15 protein-coding genes, 1 tRNA gene and 1 other annotated feature are annotated in these 14,413 nt (G+C 34.3%); of the genes, 11 read left to right on the top strand and 5 right to left on the bottom strand.

Annotated features, from left to right (window positions below):
* Positions 1–175 precede the first annotated feature (175 nt).
* The 7 genes from ABUA27_RS09460 (at position 176) to ABUA27_RS09430 (ending at position 6,950) form a co-directional block, all read left to right on the top strand.
* Positions 176–592, top strand: coding sequence for a hypothetical protein (locus ABUA27_RS09460; RefSeq protein WP_129982064.1), 417 nt, complete (start codon positions 176–178; stop codon positions 590–592).
* Between the two features lie 66 nt (positions 593–658).
* Positions 659–892, top strand: coding sequence for a hypothetical protein (locus ABUA27_RS09455; RefSeq protein ID WP_129982066.1), 234 nt, complete (start codon positions 659–661; stop codon positions 890–892).
* Between the two features lie 195 nt (positions 893–1,087).
* Positions 1,088–2,236 (top strand): lactaldehyde reductase, encoded by a 1,149-nt coding sequence (fucO, locus tag ABUA27_RS09450; RefSeq protein ID WP_192924056.1) that lies wholly within the window; start codon positions 1,088–1,090, stop codon positions 2,234–2,236.
* A gap of 152 nt (positions 2,237–2,388) precedes the next feature.
* Positions 2,389–3,672, top strand: coding sequence for an HlyC/CorC family transporter (locus tag ABUA27_RS09445; RefSeq protein WP_281079567.1), 1,284 nt, complete (start codon positions 2,389–2,391; stop codon positions 3,670–3,672).
* Positions 3,673–3,701: 29 nt separating this feature from the next.
* Positions 3,702–4,760 carry a YihY/virulence factor BrkB family protein gene (locus ABUA27_RS09440; RefSeq protein WP_303353096.1) on the top strand — a complete coding sequence of 353 codons (1,059 nt, stop codon included), beginning with the start codon at positions 3,702–3,704 and terminating at the stop codon, positions 4,758–4,760.
* Positions 4,757–6,040, top strand: a complete 1,284-nt coding sequence (gene rlmD, locus ABUA27_RS09435) for a 23S rRNA (uracil(1939)-C(5))-methyltransferase RlmD (RefSeq protein WP_330041709.1) — start codon at positions 4,757–4,759, stop codon at positions 6,038–6,040. Before ABUA27_RS09440 ends, rlmD begins: the two co-directional genes overlap by 4 nt.
* A gap of 1 nt (position 6,041) precedes the next feature.
* Positions 6,042–6,950, top strand: a complete 909-nt coding sequence (locus ABUA27_RS09430; RefSeq protein WP_129982070.1) for a DNA recombination protein RmuC — start codon at positions 6,042–6,044, stop codon at positions 6,948–6,950.
* A 48-nt stretch (positions 6,951–6,998) separates the two neighbouring features.
* Here ABUA27_RS09430 and ABUA27_RS09425 read toward each other — a convergent pair whose 3' ends face one another.
* The 3 genes from ABUA27_RS09425 to aroF are packed head-to-tail and all read right to left on the bottom strand — an operon-like array spanning position 6,999 to position 9,470.
* Positions 6,999–7,445, bottom strand: a complete 447-nt coding sequence (locus tag ABUA27_RS09425; protein WP_129982366.1) for a hypothetical protein — start codon at positions 7,443–7,445, stop codon at positions 6,999–7,001.
* Positions 7,445–8,434 (bottom strand): ornithine carbamoyltransferase, encoded by a 990-nt coding sequence (gene argF / locus ABUA27_RS09420; protein WP_349820613.1) that lies wholly within the window; start codon positions 8,432–8,434, stop codon positions 7,445–7,447. The genes ABUA27_RS09425 and argF overlap by 1 nt, the downstream gene beginning before the upstream one ends.
* Before the next feature lie 19 nt (positions 8,435–8,453).
* Positions 8,454–9,470, bottom strand: a complete 1,017-nt coding sequence (gene aroF / locus ABUA27_RS09415; RefSeq protein ID WP_349820612.1) for a 3-deoxy-7-phosphoheptulonate synthase — start codon at positions 9,468–9,470, stop codon at positions 8,454–8,456.
* Between the two features lie 40 nt (positions 9,471–9,510).
* Positions 9,511–9,745: a binding site (T-box leader), on the bottom strand.
* Positions 9,746–9,974: 229 nt separating this feature from the next.
* On the opposite strand from aroF, the gene ABUA27_RS09410 reads away from it, so the two are divergent.
* Positions 9,975–10,061 (top strand) — tRNA-Leu (locus tag ABUA27_RS09410).
* A 64-nt stretch (positions 10,062–10,125) separates the two neighbouring features.
* On the opposite strand, the gene ABUA27_RS09405 is transcribed toward ABUA27_RS09410, so the two are convergent.
* Together ABUA27_RS09405 and ABUA27_RS09400 are read right to left on the bottom strand one after the other, a co-directional pair.
* A complete protein-coding gene (locus ABUA27_RS09405) occupies positions 10,126–10,536 on the bottom strand; it encodes a C-GCAxxG-C-C family protein (RefSeq protein WP_349820611.1) in 411 nt (136 codons plus the stop codon).
* Between the two features lie 5 nt (positions 10,537–10,541).
* Positions 10,542–11,084, bottom strand: coding sequence for a DNA-3-methyladenine glycosylase I (locus ABUA27_RS09400; protein WP_349820610.1), 543 nt, complete (start codon positions 11,082–11,084; stop codon positions 10,542–10,544).
* A gap of 89 nt (positions 11,085–11,173) precedes the next feature.
* Between ABUA27_RS09400 and ABUA27_RS09395 the strand changes: the two genes are divergently transcribed.
* The 3 genes from ABUA27_RS09395 to ABUA27_RS09385 all read left to right on the top strand — a co-directional run bounded on the left by ABUA27_RS09395 (position 11,174) and on the right by ABUA27_RS09385 (position 14,338).
* Positions 11,174–12,487, top strand: coding sequence for an RsmB/NOP family class I SAM-dependent RNA methyltransferase (locus tag ABUA27_RS09395; protein WP_129981704.1), 1,314 nt, complete (start codon positions 11,174–11,176; stop codon positions 12,485–12,487).
* On the top strand, positions 12,484–12,924 hold the full coding sequence (locus ABUA27_RS09390) for an HD domain-containing protein (protein ID WP_303353003.1): 441 nt from the start codon (positions 12,484–12,486) through the stop codon (positions 12,922–12,924). Before ABUA27_RS09395 ends, ABUA27_RS09390 begins: the two co-directional genes overlap by 4 nt.
* Positions 12,925–12,994: 70 nt before the next feature.
* On the top strand, positions 12,995–14,338 hold the full coding sequence (locus tag ABUA27_RS09385; protein ID WP_349820609.1) for a C40 family peptidase: 1,344 nt from the start codon (positions 12,995–12,997) through the stop codon (positions 14,336–14,338).
* Positions 14,339–14,413 lie beyond the last annotated feature (75 nt).

The following is a 14,413-nucleotide window of genomic DNA, read 5'->3' as shown; positions in this document are numbered from 1 at the left end:
AAGGACAAAATAATTATGTAGGTTTTCCAACATTCTTATGTTGTCTTTTACCTACATTTTTATTTTATCCTTAGCAGACTATTTATTTTTCTTAAATATTCTATGACTTTTTCACATTATTAGAAAAGTTAAAAAGATTTCTTTTTGGGATAAATCAAATAAGGAGAAAACGATTATGAACAAGAAATTAATGACTATGTTAGTCGCTTGTGCTTTATCAGTATCAGCATTATCTACTACAGCAGTATTTGCAGAAGATGCAGTAGTAACTGGAGAAACTCCAGCTGTAACTGAAACTACAACTACACCTGAAACTACACCTGCAGCTTATGAACCAGAAATCACTTTAACTACACCTAAATGGACAGGTGATAGTGATATTGTCTTTGAAGTAGATGCTAAAGGTGGAGCAGTTTATCCTCAGGAAATGTATGTTTATGGCGCAGATGACGCAGCAATGCCTATTATCAGTGTTCCATCTCAGGTAGAAGTAAATGAAGAAGGTAAAGGTAAGGTCACATTTACTAACGATGCATTAAAAAATGCGAACACTTGGGATGATACTTTTACAAACCAGATTTCAGTAGATTGAACAAAGTATTCTAAAATTGAATTTGACTTTGCATTCGAATTAAACGGTCAGGTTAAATATAAGTTTATGTATGTAGAAACTTCAGTAAAGGCTCCAACACCAACTGTAACTCCTACTACACCAGCTAAGCCTACTACATCTACAAAACCTGCAGGAAACAAAGGTACAACAACTACAACTACTAAGAAAGAAGCACTAAAGACTGGTGATACTATGAATGTTGCATTATATGCTTCATTATTATTAGTAAGTGCTCTAGCAGCAGTTGTATTAACTACAAAAAAGAGAATCACTGAATAATCTGTCAATTAAAGTAAGCGTAAGTAAAATTGACTATTATGGGAAAGAAAAGACAATTGAGAAATGAGAATCAGTTGTCTTTTTTTATGTAAATTTATTCACAAAGTGACAAATGCACTTATCTGTCACTTGAATGATAACACTTACAATGTTAACATGAAGTCAGAAAAGTTAATTAAAAGGAGATCGATAATCATGTATAAGTTCATGTTAAATGAAACAAGTTATCATGGAGCAGGTGCTATTAAAGCTGTTCCTGAAGAAATTAAAGCAAGAGGATTTAAGAAAGTATTTGTTGCTTCTGACCCTGATTTAGTAAAGTTTGGTGTTACTAAGAAAGTAACTGATTTATTAGATGAAGCTTGTATTGAATATGTTCTTTACAGCAACATTAAACCAAACCCAACTATTGAAAACGTACAGACTGGTGTTGCTGCATTCAAAGAAGCAGGCGCTGACTGTATCGTAGCTATCGGTGGTGGATCTTCAATGGATACATCTAAAGCAATCGGTATCATCATTACAAACCCTGAATTTGCTGATGTACGTTCATTAGAAGGTGTTGCACCAACTAAGAATCCTTGTGCTCCAATCATCGCTGTTCCTACTACTGCAGGTACTGCTGCTGAAGTTACAATCAACTATGTAATCACTGATGTTGAAAAGAAACGTAAATTCGTATGTGTAGATAATCATGATATTCCAGTAGTTGCTGTTGTTGACCCAGAAATGATGTCTTCAATGCCAAAAGGATTAACTGCTGCTACAGGTATGGATGCTTTAACTCATGCTATTGAAGGTTATATTACTAAAGGTGCTTGGGAACTTTCAGATATGTTCCATATTAAAGCTATCGAAATCATCGCTCGTTCATTAAGAGGTGCTGTTGAAAACACTGCTGAAGGACGTGAAGGTATGGCTTTAGGTCAGTATGTTGCTGGTATGGGATTCTCTAACGTAGGTTTAGGTGTTGACCATTCTATGGCTCATACATTAAGTGCTTACTATGATATGCCTCATGGTAAAGCTTGTGCAATCTTACTTCCAACAACTATGGAATACAATGCTGAATATACTGGTGAAAAGTATAAAGATATCGCAAAAGCAATGGGTGTTGAAGGTGTTGATGGTATGACTCAGGAAGAATACCGTAAAGCTGCTGTAGATGCTGTTAAGAAGTTAGGTGAAGATGTTGGTATCGAAATGACTCTTAAGGGTGTTGTTAAGGAAGAAGATATTCCTCAGTTAGCTAAGGATGCATATGCTGATGCTTGCCGTCCAGGTAACCCAAGAGATACTTCAGTAGAAGATATTGAAGCATTATATAGATCATTACTTAAATAATAATCATTAATCTTGGAGGAACATTTGTTCCTCCCTTTTTGATTTTTATTGATGTTTCTTATAAAAAATGTATAATAGACTTGTGCTTTTGTATATAGCACTCTATAAGGATATTAAAGGAGTATGATAGTGTCGTGGACTCGAGTCAGATAATGATGGTTGTTATTTTTATTATATTGATAGGATTGTCAGGCTTATTTTCTAGTGCAGAAACTGCATTTATGTCTGTTTCTAAGATTAGAGTAAAGACTGTAAGTGAGGATGAAGAAGATCCTCATCATGCAAAAGCTTTAATTGTGTCTCAGCTTCTAGAAGATACAGATCATTTGTTAAGTACAATTCTAGTAGGCAATAACCTTGTCAACATTTTAGCTTCTTCATTAACTACATCATTTGTAATTAGTGTATTTGGTAATGAAGGAATAGGTGTTGCGGTTGCAACAGGGTTTGTTACGTTAATGATTCTTATTTTTGGTGAAATTACACCAAAGACTTTAGCTGTTAGTAAAGCAGAAGCATTATGTTATAGATTCTGTCGCTTTATTCAATTTATAAATTTTATATTTACACCAGTTGTTGTTATCTTAACTGCAGTGTCTCATGGCTTAATTCATATATTAGGTGGTAATATTGATCCACAACCTACACTTTCTGAAGAAGACTTAAAAACAATTGTAAACGTGTCTCATGAAGAAGGTGTATTAGAAGATGAAGAAAAAGAAATGATGCATAATATCTTTGATTTTGGTGATACTGATATTAAAGAAATCATGACACCACGTATTCATGTGGCTACAGTTGATTATGATGCGACTTATGATGAAGTGGTTGCTGTATTACAGGAATCACAGTATTCTCGTTTACCTGTTCTTTCAGAAGAAGGTGATGAGATTGTTGGTGTATTACATATCAAGGATATCTTAATGAAACCTGTTGATCATGAACATTTCCAGGTAAAGGATTATATGCGAGATGCTTATTTCGTTTATGAATTTAATCATATTTCAGATGTTTTTGCTTCTATGCGTAAAGAGCATGTCTCTTTATCAGTTGTGTTAGATGAATATGGTGTTATGGCTGGTATTGTGACATTAGAAGATATTGTTGAAGAAATCGTTGGTGAAATCGATGATGAATATGATGACAATAGTGAAGAAGTAAAGAAAATCTCTAAGAATGTCTATTTAGTAGACGGCAGTTTAAACATAGATGAAGTCAATGACCGTTGTGGTACAGAATTCGCTTCTGAAGAATTTGAATCTATTGGTGGTCTTGTCTTAGGTCAGGTGAATGGTTCACCGAACCCTCATCAGAAGGTTTATGTAGATGACTGTATGTTTATTATTGAAAAGATTGATAAAAACAGAATTGAATTATTGAGACTTATTATTCCAGAAGAGGAAAGTCAAAAAGAAAATGAAGAAAAACACGATTAAAGTGTTTTTTCTTTTGGAGGTGAGCAGTCATGAAAGATATATATAATAAAGCAATGGCTATATATGATGACTATCGTTATTATGTGCCAAGCTTCTCTGGTGCTGCTTTATCATTTTATCTTATCATCCTGTTGATCCCTACTATGACTATTATTGCAGTTGTAACATCTTCTTTGCATATAAGTGTAGATATTCTAGAGATGGCTATTAAAGAGTTTATACAGCCGGCTTATGCAGAGATGTTGATTGATACATTAAAGGGCAGTTCTTTAAATACAGTCTCTGTATTAGTGTTTATCTGGTCTTTTTATGCTGTGTCTAGAGGTGTAGGAAATATCTATGATATTTCTAAGAAGATGTTTGCGTTAGAAGAAAGAAGTGAATCGGTTATTGCCTGGTATGTCTATGTCTTTAAGGTGACAATGCTGTTACTTGGTATATTATTGATTTCTATTGTATTACTTGCAACAGGACCTATATCTAAAGCATTTCATTTTTTATACGGCATTGCATTTATGCGCTTTGTCCTATTATTTCTTATTATGGTCCTATTTTTTATGGCTATCTATATGATAGTCCCAAGAGAACGTATCACATATCATGAAGCCTTTCAGGGAGCCTTTATAACTTCTGGTGGGATAGTGATTTTATATATTGCATTAAACTATTATTTTAAATATGCAGATTTTACATCTTTATATGGACCACTTACCTCAATCTGTGTTATCTTATTTGTATTTGATTGGGCAAGTGAGATTTTCTATGTAGGAATGTATTTAACTCATATTGCATACTTGAGGAGGAACAACGCAAAATGGCAAGAGAAGATTTTGGAAAGAGTAAACCAAGAAGAAAAAGCTTTAACAGCGACAGAAAACCTAGAAAGGATAGCCGCAAAGGCTTCAACAAGGGGTCTGACAAAGGCTATAAGAAAGAAAATAGAGGGCCAAGAAAAGACTTTGACAGAAAGCCAAGAAGAGATTTTGACAGAAAACCAAGAGAAGACTTCGATAAGAAACCAGCAAGAGAATTTGATTCAAAACCAAGAAGATTTTCATCAAAACCAAGAAAAGAAAGAGAAGAAATAAACATCAAGAAGCTTGGTATTAATGGTGAAGGTATTGGTTATATTAAGAAGAAGGTTATCTTCGTACAGAATGCTTTACCATTAGAAATGGTTGAAGTAGAAATTGATAAGAAGACACAGACTTATATGTTAGGTCATGTGACTGCATATAAGAAGCCTTCATCAGCAAGAAAGGATCCTGAATGTGATCAGTACAATCAGTGTATGGGATGTGCTTTAAAGCATATGAATTATGCTGATCAATTAGTTCATAAACGTGAATTATTAAAAGAAACACTTCATAAATATACAGATTTATCTGTAAAAGACTTGGATATCAAGCCTGTTGTAGGAATGAAAGAGCCAGAACATTATCGTCATATCGTTGCTTTCCCAATTACTTACTTCAGTGGAAAGTTATGTGTGGGCGTTTACCAGCGTGAAACAAAGTTCCTTACTTTAATGGATCATTGTCCTCTTCAGACACAGAAAATCAATTCTTTACTAGTAAAGATTGAAGATATTCTTAATGCAAATAACTGTCGTGATTATAATGATAAGTTCAAGAAGGGCTTAAGATTCTTAATTGTTAGACAGATTGGTGAAGAAATGCAGGTAGCATTCGTTACTGGACAGGATGGTATCAGCCAGACTGTGACTAAAGAAATCGCCGCATTGGATGAAGTGACTGCATTATATTATACAGTAAATACATCTCGTTATCAGGATTTCTATGAACAGGGATTCAAGAGAATCTATGGTCAGACACATGCACAGTATAAGGATTTCAAGATTTCAGTACGTTCTGATATGATCCTTAACCCAGAAATGGATGATGAAAAGACAAGACAGATTGCTTCTTTATTAGATAAGAAGGAAGAAGTATTATCTATGGGTTGTGGTTCAGGAATTATGGAATTACAGCTTGAAAACAAAGTTGTCGCAATTGATGACAATAAGGTAAGCATCCATGATGCCACTGAAAACGCAAAGAGATTAGAATTAGACAATAAGTTATTTGTTGCAGGTCATGTTAATGATCAGGCAGCACATCATTTAAAGAATCATAGATATGATGCATTAATCATCAATGAAACTGTTGATGGCATGACTGAAGATTTACTAAAGTCTATTACTTTATCAGGTATTAAACACTTAATTATTATATCTGATAACATGAGTACTCTCGCTAAAACATTACATCAGTTAGAAGAAATGTATGATGTGAATACTATTATCTCTTTAGATAAAGAACCTCATACACCTCGCTTAGAAATTATTGTAGATTTAAAGCGTAAGTAATATGGAAATTGTATTAAGTATTATTTGTATTGTACTATTGGTTGTTGTTATTTATCTTCTCTATACAACACAGATGAAACTTCACGAGAAGATGGTTCAGACAGAAGCGAATAGTTCATCTCTTGATAGACAATATAATTCTATTATTACGATGTTAAATGATGCGAGTACATCACTAGGTAGATCAGATACAAAAATAAATCAGATGATCAATGATATGCATGATATTAATGTGATTATGACCAATACAAAAAAGAGAGGGACATTTGGAGAATATCAGCTCTATCATATCCTATCTCTTTATTGTGGTGATAATTCACATATCTTTGAATCACAATATCATTTAAGTAATGGAAAAATAGGGGATGCAGCTTTACATTTACCAGGTAATACTAAAGTACTCATTATTGATTCTAAGTTTCCTATGGAGAACTATTTGAAGATAGTAGATAATCCTAAGGATGTTAGTTACCACAATGAATTCAAAAAGAATGTAAAGAAGCATATAGATGATATTTCTAATAAATATATTTCCGAGGAAACATTGGAAGAGGCAGTAATGTTTATTCCAAGTGAAGCCATCTATCTCTATTTATGTGATGAATGTGCTGATTTATATGATTATGCACATAATAAGAAGGTCTTAATGACATCTCCTTCTACACTTATGGGGGTTATCTTTACACTTATTAATATTACTAAGGATTTTAATCGTTCTGAGAATATTAAAGAAATAGAACAACGTATTATTAAACTTAAAGAAGATACGAATCGTTTAGATGAACGTTATGACAGAGTCATGAAGAACTTAGGTACTCTTGAAAAGAGTCTTAAGGATCTCGCAATATCTAAAGATAAGATCAGTAAAACAATCAATCAAGCCTATGATGGTGCAATAGAAGAGGAGTAATCCTCTTCTTTTTTTACGTAAAAAGGAGGGGAAATAAACCCCTCCAGTCTAATTTACAGAATCACTTTTATTCATGCTTTCAAGATATGTAAATATATCTTTCGCATTATCACTATAATCACAACTTAGAACAGCCAATGACATCAATAAGAATAGATCACTATAATTACTTAGTTCTAAGTCTATACCAATCGCATTCTCATCTCTCACTCCCACTAATTCCTGCTGCTCATGCGCAAAACCACGATCCACTGCCTGTGAAATAAGCAATTCGTAGCTTCCTTCATAATAACTAGAAACAAAATCATTGAAATCCTTACCGACAATCTCTATTACATTTTCAATTGTCTCATCAGATTCTTCTGCAAGTGTATTGATAAACTGTTCTAACATCACAACAACATACTCAATTACACTATCCGCATTCGCAGTCTCTTCGTTATATATGACATACATGCCTTTGTCATCATAGTAAGATGTAAATAAATGTTTCATTAATCTTTTTTACCTAATGTTGCAACCATAACAGCTTTAATTGTATGAAGTCTATTTTCTGCTTCATCAAATACAACAGAGTTCTTGCTTCTGAATACTTCATCATCCACTTCACGAACATCTAATCCCTGTTCATGTTTTACTCTTGCTGTTTCTGTTTCGAAATCATGGTAAGATGGTAAACAATGCATAAATAATGTATTGTCATTATGTGTCTTACTCATTAATTCTTTGGTTACTTTAAATGGACTTAATAATTCCACTCTTGGCTTATACAATGATTCATCTTCACCCATTGAAACCCAGATATCAGTATAGATAACATCAGCACCATCAACTGCATCTGTATCATCAGTAATAGTCAAACTTCCACCAGACTTTTTACATTCTTCCTGACAATAAGCCACAACTTCTGGATCCATTTCTAATGATTTAGGACCTAAACATACAAAATGCATTCCCACCTTACATGCACCATACATTAATCCATAACAAACATTATTTCTAATATCACCAGTAAATACAAACTTAATTTCGTTTAAAGGCTTATCAAGATGTTCCTGAATAGTAAGGAAATCAGCTAAAGTCTGAGTAGGGTGGTCAACATCTGTTAAACCATTCCATACAGGTACTCCTGAATACTTAGCTAATGCTTCAACGTTTTCCTGTTTAAATCCTCTAAATTCAATTCCATCAAACATTCTACCTAATACTTTCGCTGTATCTTCAATTGACTCCTTCTTTCCCATCTGTGACTGAGTCAAGAAAGTAGCGTGTCCTCCTTCATCAAGAACACCTACTTCAAAAGCACATCTTGTACGTGTAGATGTCTTTTCGAATAATAAGGCAATATTCTTACCTTCAAGTGAATGACCAATCTTTCCTGCTTTCTTCTTAGCCTTTAGCTTTTTAGCTAAGTCTAGAAGATAATAGATTTCTTCTTTAGTATAATCCTTAAGTGTTAAAAAACTTCTCCCGTGTAAATCCATAACTATACTTCCTTTCTACTTATATTTCTTTACCTACTACTTTACCAATTTCTCTTAATTCTTCAATAAGTTTTGTATATTTTTTAGGCTTTAATGACTGAGCCCCATCACATAGTGCATGTTCTGGATCATTATGTACTTCAACAAGTAATCCATCACATCCTGCTGCAACACTTGCCTTAGCCATTGGTTCTACTAACCACCATTTACCACCAGCGTGTGATGGGTCAATGATTACAGGTAAATGAGTCATTTTTCTAAGTACTGGAATAGCCTGTAAGTCTAGAGTGTTTCTTGTATATGTTTCGAATGTTCTTACACCTCTTTCACACAGGATGACATTCTCATTACCACTTGCCATGATATATTCCGCACTCATGATCCATTCCTGATATGTTGCGCTTAGTCCTCTCTTTAATAGGATAGGTTTCTTAACTCTTGCACCTACTTCCTTAAGTAAAGTGAAGTTCTGCATGTTTCTTGCACCAATCTGAACTAAGTCTACCTTTTCATTGAATTCATCAATATCATCAGCACTCATAAGTTCTGATACGATTGGTAAGCCTGTTTCTTTCTTTGCAGCTACTAAGTAATCTAAACCAGTAGAACCTAATCCCTGGAATGCATATGGAGATGTTCTAGGCTTGAATGCACCACCTCTAAGCATATTAGCTCCAGCTGCTTTTACTTCCTTCGCAATCGCAATAACCTGTTCTTCTGATTCTACAGAACAAGGACCAGCGATAAGAGCCATATGGCCTCCACCTACTTTAACACCATCTACATCCACAATAGTATCTTCAGGATGGAATGCACGGTTAGCCAATTTATAAGGCTGTTCAACTCTCATTACTTTTTCTACAGAAGGTGAAACTTCAATATCTCTAGGATCAACTTTAGTCGTATCCCCAATTACACCGATAATAGTTGTTTCATGACCAGTAGAAACATGCGGTTCTAAACCATAGCCTTCAATCTTGTCAGTTACTTTCTTAATATCATTTTCATCACATTTTGGTTTTAATACAATAATCATAATCTTTTCTCCTTTGGATATATAAAAAGTCCCTCTCGATTATAAGGACGAGAGGGACTTCGCGTTACCACCTTATTTTATCCATACATCACTATATAGACCTCTGTGAGTACTATCATACTCTGACGATATAACGGTCGTACCCGTGGATACCTACTTCATTTCAATATCCCGACTCCTTGATGTATTTCATCCACATGAATCATTCCCTCTCAGCACTAGGAACTCTCTGTAAATCCAAAAACTGAATGTTCTTTTCAATTCGTTGTCTTTTTTGTATATGAATCTAATATAAGAGCCTTAAAACCAAATGTCAATGATTTTTATAGAGTAAGCGAATACATTTAGAAAAAAATAAAAATATTTCTTTTTATGCTACTTATATGAGTGAAAATAAATTCAAATACTATATGTACTAGAAAAAATCATGAGAAGCACATCAAAATAAACCATTTTTTTCTTGAAAACGTCTCCTATGCATACTATAATAATAACGTTGTCAATGCCCTTGTGATGAAATTGGTAGACATAGCAGACTCAAAATCTGCCGGCTTCAAACCCGTACCGGTTCGAGTCCGGTCAAGGGCACCAATTATTAACGATTAAGCTGGGATATATTCTCAGCTTTTTTTGCACTAAAAAAAGGAATAGATGACTATTCCTCACTAAATAATACTTCTTCTACAATAGCAGCGGCATCTCTAATACAGTCAGGACATGTTCTTAACAACTTACCTGTTTCTACACCTTTTAATACTTTGCATGTAGTTGTAGAGTTCTTTTCTTTAAATTTCTGCATGATTTCTCTAGATAACTTATAAGTACTTGCTTTACTATTTGGCTTATCTAGATTGCCTGTACTATTCTTACATCCTGCAAGAAGACATGCACCAGTCACAGCACCACAAGTTCCTTCCATGCATCCTACGCCTAGACCTAAGCCTTCAGCTACCTTAAACATTGTTTCTTCCTCCATGCCTACAAGATCACAATAAGTACATGCAATAGCCTGTGCACAGTTATAACCCTTATCATGTTTCTTAATAGTTTCATCAATACGTGTCATATCCTTTACCTCCATTCACAATTCATGAGATGATCATTATAAATACCAATCGCCTGTAAATAACTATAAATAATCACAGGACCTACAAACTTAAAGCCATGTTTCTTTAAATCTTCAGATATCTTAGTAGACAGTGCATCACTTGCAGGTATCTCTTTTTCTTCTGTATAACGATGATCGATTACCTTATAATCTACAAAAGACCAGATATAATGATCAAAGCTGCCAAACTCTTCCTGCACGTTTAGAAAAGCTTTCGCATTGATTATAATACTATTGATCTTCAAACGATTATGAATAATCCCTTCAGCTTCATAGAGAGATTCTATTTTTTCTTTAGAATAAAAGGCAATCTTGTGATAATCAAAATCATCAAATGCCTGATTATAAGCTTTTTCCTTTTTTAAAATAGTATCCCAGGATAATCCTGCCTGCATGCCTTCTAAAACAAGCATCTTAAATAACATTATTTCATCATGTGTTTCTTTACACCATTGATCATCATGATATTTGATTGCTTCTTTACTTTTAGCCCATGAACACCTCATTAAATAATCCTCCTTTTTACATTGTAGCATATCCAAAGTAGTCAACACATCTATTTTTTTGTATAATAGTTCAGAAAGGACGTGAATTTATGGAACAATTTGATGCCCGTATGAAGTCTTTATTAAAAGATGAATATGATGACTTTAAGAAGGCTTTGTTAGAAAAGCCAGTTAAAGGTTTATATTTAAATAGAAATAAGAAAAATGTAGAAAGAGTACTAGATAAGAACTATGTAGAACATCATCCTATTGTAGAAAATGGTTATCTCTATGATGAACACTATCATCCAGGAAGAAGTGCTTATTTTCTTGCAGGACTTTATTATATCCAGGAACCAAGTGCGATGCTTGTAGCAGATGCATTACCTATTGAACCTGATGATTTTGTGTTAGATATGTGTGCGGCACCAGGAGGTAAAAGCTGTGAGATTGCATCTCGATTAACTGGAGAAGGTATATTAATTGCGAATGATATAGAAGCATCTCGTGCCCGTATTTTAAGTGAGAATATTGAACGTTTTGGTTTAGATAATACAATAGTCACAAATATAGATCCCATGCGCTTTACTAAACAATTTCAGGAAGCATTTGATAAGATTGTCTTAGATGCACCTTGTAGTGGAGAAGGGATGTTTAGAAAACTTGAACAGGCAATAGATACATGGAGTGAAGAAAAGGTATTAGAATGTGCTCATATTCAAAAGAATCTTTTAAAGGGTGCTTATGAAATGTTGAAGCAGGGTGGTATGGTTATTTATTCTACATGTACTTACTCATATGAAGAAAATGAAGCAATGGTTCATTATGCAGTGGATCAACTTGGCTTTGAATTACTTCCTCTTACTAAATCTCATGGTTTATGTCCAGGTGTTGATCTAGATGAAGTGGTGAGATGTTATCCTCATCATTATCGTGGAGAAGGGCACTTTATCGCCTTGCTAAGAAAACCAGGTAATAGTCCAAGAAAACAAGTACGTACTATGAAGTCTCAAGTAAATCCGGCTGACTTAAAGGTCTTAAAAGCTTTCTATCAGGAAAACCTCAATAAGAAAGTACCTTCATACATCATAGAAAATAATGGACATCTTTATGCAGTTAAGAAGAACTTCCCAGAACTCAAAGGAATCAGAGTATTACGTAATGGGCTTTATTTAGGTGAAGTGAGAAAGAATAGATTTATACCTAGCTATTCTCTTGCCCTAACTCTCACTAAACAAGATGTAAAAAGAAGTTATGACTATCCAAGTGAAAGTGAAGAAATCAAGAAATATATCCATGGTGAAACTTTAGAAGGAACAGGAGAAAAAGGCTTTGGTGTCATCTTTGTAGATGGGTATCCACTTTCCTTCTATAAAGAAAGCAATCAGGTTAAAAACCTATTTCCTAAGGGACTGAGACGATGAATCGTTACTTTAGCTTACGTGATGAAGTATTACATCTTTTAGATGAAAAAAGTCATGGGTATTATAAAAGAGAAGCTATTGCACATATGTTTCAGGTAGAAACATTATGCTTATTACTTGCAAAAGAAAGAAATCTAGATGAAGAATTATGTGCTATTATCGGTCTTCTTCATGATATTGCAGTTCCTATTTATTCTTCTAGTTTCCAGCATGCCACTCGTTCAAGTAAATTGGCAAAAGAATTACTGGATCCTATATTTAGCGAAGAAGAAAAGAACATTATTATAACTGCAATCAGTAATCATTCACATAAAGAACGCATAGATGATGTCTATAGTGAACTGATTAAAGATGCAGATTGTTGGAGTCACTATCTCGAAAAGACAGTTTTGAAGCATGAAGAATCAGAAAGGCTAAAACTTCTTAAGATTATGTGAATTTACATATGACATTGGGTTTTAATTGGAGTTGTGTTATAATTAACTGTGCGTAAAGGAAGGTGATTTTGTGAAAAGAGGACATAAAATAGTATCATTGCTTATTGCATGTGCGATGGTAACTCCGCTTGCTTTTTCTAATGTGAATACAGTAGAAGCGGCCAATAAATTTGAAGGTCAGGAAACAAAGTATTATAAGCTTTGTTCATCTAAGACACTTACACGTTCAAATCAGAATACTTGTAAAGAGTTTAATAAATACTTAAAAACAAAGAGTGCAAGCTTAAAGAGTGAAATCAGCCGCAAGCAGAGCAGTGTTGATAGTGCAAAGCTATCTATTTCAGATGCAGCAGATAAGATTAATAGCTTAAATAGTCAGATCAATGAAGCTACTCAGAAGATTGCTTATATGAATACTGCAATCACAAATGCTGAAAACAATCTGAATGAAAAGAAGGCTTTATTAAAGGATAGAATCTATTCTATGCAGAGTCAGATGAATTCTAATGCCTATGTTGATTATTTATTTAATGCAAGTTCATTCTCAGATTTCTTCTCAAGAGCTGCAACTCTTAAGGATTTAACTTCTTATGAAACAGATTTAATGAATGAAATCAAGGAAGAACAGAAGCAGTTAGAAATTCAGAAACAGACACTTGTAGATACTCAGACTGCACTTAATGCGCAGAAGAGTCAGGCTGAAGAATTACAGAAATCATTAGTTGCAAAACTTGAAGCTGAACAGAAGGCTTTACAGGATAAGCAGAGTGATTTATCTGATAATGAAAGCACCATTGGTACAATTGCTCAGAACTTAGTTGAACTAAGTAAGGCTTCAGATGAATCTAAAGTAAGTGGTGTAACACATGCAACACCAAATAAGAACAACAGCAGTTCTTCTAGTAATAGTGGTTCTTCTAATAATGGAGGATCATCAAACAACAGTGGTTCATCAAACAATGGTGGAGGGAATACAATTCCAACACCAACACCTAGTCCAGACCAGTCTTCTAGAGGACTTGCGATTGCGAACAAGGCATTAACTCGTCAGGGTTATATGTATTCATGGGGTGGATGTCACTCTATGAGTCAGATTGCAAACCCTAACTGGACTAAGTTTGACTGTTCAGGTCTAGTTAACTGGGCTCATTATCAGGCTGGTGTTAATATTGGATCAAATACGACTAAGACATTATGTGGTGTAGGAACACAGGTGGATCGTGGTTCTATGCAGGCTGGTGATATTATCTTATTTAGTTCAAATGGTTCATATTCTGGTGTTCATCATGTCGGCATCTATATTGGTGGTAACCGTATGGTACATGCCCCTTCAAGTGGTAAACCAGTACAGGTTGCAACATTAGGAAATGGTTATTGGCAAAGAGAATTCTACCAGGCAAGAAGATGTTATTAAGGGGCTGTAACGAATAGGTAGTATTTACTACTACCTTGAGCGTTACAGCTCTTTTTCGTATATCCAAACCCAAAA

The sequence above is a fragment of the Catenibacterium sp. RTP21428st1_D7_RTP21428_210409 genome (assembly GCF_040227455.1).
Classification (GTDB): Bacteria; Bacillota_I; Bacilli_A; order Erysipelotrichales; family Coprobacillaceae; genus Catenibacterium; species Catenibacterium mitsuoka_A.
Note: the sequence above shows the minus strand (reverse complement) of the source record. Positions and strands in the feature narration are given on the sequence as shown.

What these genes read in the sequence shown, in the direction of transcription:
- ABUA27_RS09395 (WP_129981704.1), top strand. Translation starts at nt 11,174, where the DNA reads ATGGAACAATTTGATGCCCGTATGAAGTCTTTATTAAAAGATGAATAT.
- ABUA27_RS09390 (WP_303353003.1), top strand. Translation starts at nt 12,484, where the DNA reads ATGAATCGTTACTTTAGCTTACGTGATGAAGTATTACATCTTTTAGAT.
- ABUA27_RS09405 (WP_349820611.1), bottom strand. Translation starts at nt 10,536, where the DNA reads ATGACACGTATTGATGAAACTATTAAGAAACATGATAAGGGTTATAAC.
- ABUA27_RS09445 (WP_281079567.1), top strand. Translation starts at nt 2,389, where the DNA reads ATGATGGTTGTTATTTTTATTATATTGATAGGATTGTCAGGCTTATTT.
- ABUA27_RS09460 (WP_129982064.1), top strand. Translation starts at nt 176, where the DNA reads ATGAACAAGAAATTAATGACTATGTTAGTCGCTTGTGCTTTATCAGTA.
- argF (WP_349820613.1), bottom strand. Translation starts at nt 8,434, where the DNA reads ATGGATTTACACGGGAGAAGTTTTTTAACACTTAAGGATTATACTAAA.
- aroF (WP_349820612.1), bottom strand. Translation starts at nt 9,470, where the DNA reads ATGATTATTGTATTAAAACCAAAATGTGATGAAAATGATATTAAGAAA.
- fucO (WP_192924056.1), top strand. Translation starts at nt 1,088, where the DNA reads ATGTATAAGTTCATGTTAAATGAAACAAGTTATCATGGAGCAGGTGCT.
- ABUA27_RS09455 (WP_129982066.1), top strand. Translation starts at nt 659, where the DNA reads ATGTATGTAGAAACTTCAGTAAAGGCTCCAACACCAACTGTAACTCCT.
- ABUA27_RS09440 (WP_303353096.1), top strand. Translation starts at nt 3,702, where the DNA reads ATGAAAGATATATATAATAAAGCAATGGCTATATATGATGACTATCGT.
- ABUA27_RS09425 (WP_129982366.1), bottom strand. Translation starts at nt 7,445, where the DNA reads ATGAAACATTTATTTACATCTTACTATGATGACAAAGGCATGTATGTC.
- ABUA27_RS09430 (WP_129982070.1), top strand. Translation starts at nt 6,042, where the DNA reads ATGGAAATTGTATTAAGTATTATTTGTATTGTACTATTGGTTGTTGTT.
- ABUA27_RS09400 (WP_349820610.1), bottom strand. Translation starts at nt 11,084, where the DNA reads ATGAGGTGTTCATGGGCTAAAAGTAAAGAAGCAATCAAATATCATGAT.